The 2,142-nt window shown below is 46.3% G+C and carries 1 tRNA gene and 1 rRNA gene; both read left to right on the top strand.

The window, feature by feature from the left end:
* Window positions 1–288: 288 nt before the first annotated feature.
* Window positions 289–1,837 (top strand): 16S ribosomal RNA (locus RU87_RS09390).
* Between the two features lie 117 nt (window positions 1,838–1,954).
* Window positions 1,955–2,027, top strand: a tRNA-Ala gene (locus RU87_RS09385).
* Window positions 2,028–2,142: the final 115 nt, after the last annotated feature.

Below are 2,142 nucleotides of genomic sequence, written 5' to 3'. Positions count from 1 at the left end.
TTTGATAAGATAATAAAGTACTCAAAACGAGGAAGCGAACGAGCGGAAGAAAAATAAAAAAACTTTCGCAAAGTAGTTGACAAGTCTACAAGGTTCTGATAGAATTAAGTAGTTGTCTCGTAAGAGCACAACAAAAGCAATAGACCTTTGAAAACTGAATAATACAGAATAAAAACCAAGTGCAGGCTTGTTATTTAGCAATAGATAACAAACTGTCAATTCGACAATAAATCGTTAAGAAATTAACGGACACAAAACAAAAGCTAGATGATATTAATATCATCTCATTTAAATGAGAGTTTGATCCTGGCTCAGGACGAACGCTGGCGGCGTGCCTAATACATGCAAGTTGAACGCTGAAGACTGGTACTTGTACTAGTTGGATGAGTAGCGAACGGGTGAGTAACGCGTGGGTAACCTACCTCTTAGCGGGGGACAACTATTGGAAACGATAGCTAATACCGCATAACAATATTTAACACATGTTAAGTATTTGAAAGCACCAATTGGTGCACTAAGAGATGGACCCGCGTTGTATTAGCTAGTTGGTAGTGTAATGGACTACCAAGGCGATGATACATAGCCGACCTGAGAGGGTGATCGGCCACATTGGGACTGAGACACGGCCCAAACTCCTACGGGAGGCAGCAGTAGGGAATCTTCGGCAATGGACGAAAGTCTGACCGAGCAACGCCGCGTGAGTGAAGAAGGTTTTCGGATCGTAAAACTCTGTTGTTAGAGAAGAACGTCAGTGAGAGTGGAAAGTTCACTGAGTGACGGTATCTAACCAGAAAGGGACGGCTAACTACGTGCCAGCAGCCGCGGTAATACGTAGGTCCCGAGCGTTGTCCGGATTTATTGGGCGTAAAGCGAGCGCAGGTGGTTTAATAAGTCTGATGTAAAAGGCAGTGGCTCAACCATTGTGTGCATTGGAAACTGTTAGACTTGAGTGCAGTAGAGGAGAGTGGAATTCCATGTGTAGCGGTGAAATGCGTAGATATATGGAGGAACACCGGTGGCGAAAGCGGCTCTCTGGACTGTAACTGACACTGAGGCTCGAAAGCGTGGGTAGCAAACAGGATTAGATACCCTGGTAGTCCACGCCGTAAACGATGAGTGCTAGTTGTTTGGGGCTATCCAGCCCTAAGTGACGCAGCAAACGCATTAAGCACTCCGCCTGGGGAGTACGACCGCAAGGTTGAAACTCAAAGGAATTGACGGGGGCCCGCACAAGCGGTGGAGCATGTGGTTTAATTCGAAGCAACGCGAAGAACCTTACCAGGTCTTGACATACCAGTGCTATTCTTAGAGATAAGAAGTTACTTCGGTACACTGGATACAGGTGGTGCATGGTTGTCGTCAGCTCGTGTCGTGAGATGTTGGGTTAAGTCCCGCAACGAGCGCAACCCCTATTGTTAGTTGCCATCATTAAGTTGGGCACTCTAGCGAGACTGCCGGTAATAAACCGGAGGAAGGTGGGGATGACGTCAAATCATCATGCCCCTTATGACCTGGGCTACACACGTGCTACAATGGTTGGTACAACGAGTCGCAAGCTGGTGACAGCAAGCTAATCTCTTAAAGCCAATCTCAGTTCGGATTGTAGGCTGCAACTCGCCTACATGAAGTCGGAATCGCTAGTAATCGCGGATCAGCACGCCGCGGTGAATACGTTCCCGGGCCTTGTACACACCGCCCGTCACACCACGAGAGTTTGTAATACCCAAAGCCGGTGAGCTAACCTTTATGGAGGCAGCCGTCTAAGGTAGGATAGATGATTGGGGTGAAGTCGTAACAAGGTAGCCGTATCGGAAGGTGCGGCTGGATCACCTCCTTTCTAAGGAAAAATGTTTGCTTAGGCAAAACATGGATAACCTGCGCTTGGCATTTCTGTATTATTTAGTTTTGAGAGGTTTATACCTAGAAACAGTCATAATCTTCTCTGAAAGAAGAGGGGGCCTTAGCTCAGCTGGGAGAGCGCCTGCTTTGCACGCAGGAGGTCAGCGGTTCGATCCCGCTAGGCTCCATAGTCAACGAAGACTATAAAATAGGGAATTTGATCATTGAAAACTGAATAACAATTTCTAAAATAACAAGAAATAAACCGAGAAGTAACATATTCATATGTTACCTCAAAAAAAA

This window comes from Pseudolactococcus plantarum (genome assembly GCF_002441715.1).
GTDB lineage: Bacteria > Bacillota > Bacilli > Lactobacillales > Streptococcaceae > Pseudolactococcus > Pseudolactococcus plantarum.
The sequence above is the reverse complement of the archived record's forward strand: the minus strand, read 5'-3'. Positions and strand labels throughout refer to the sequence as shown.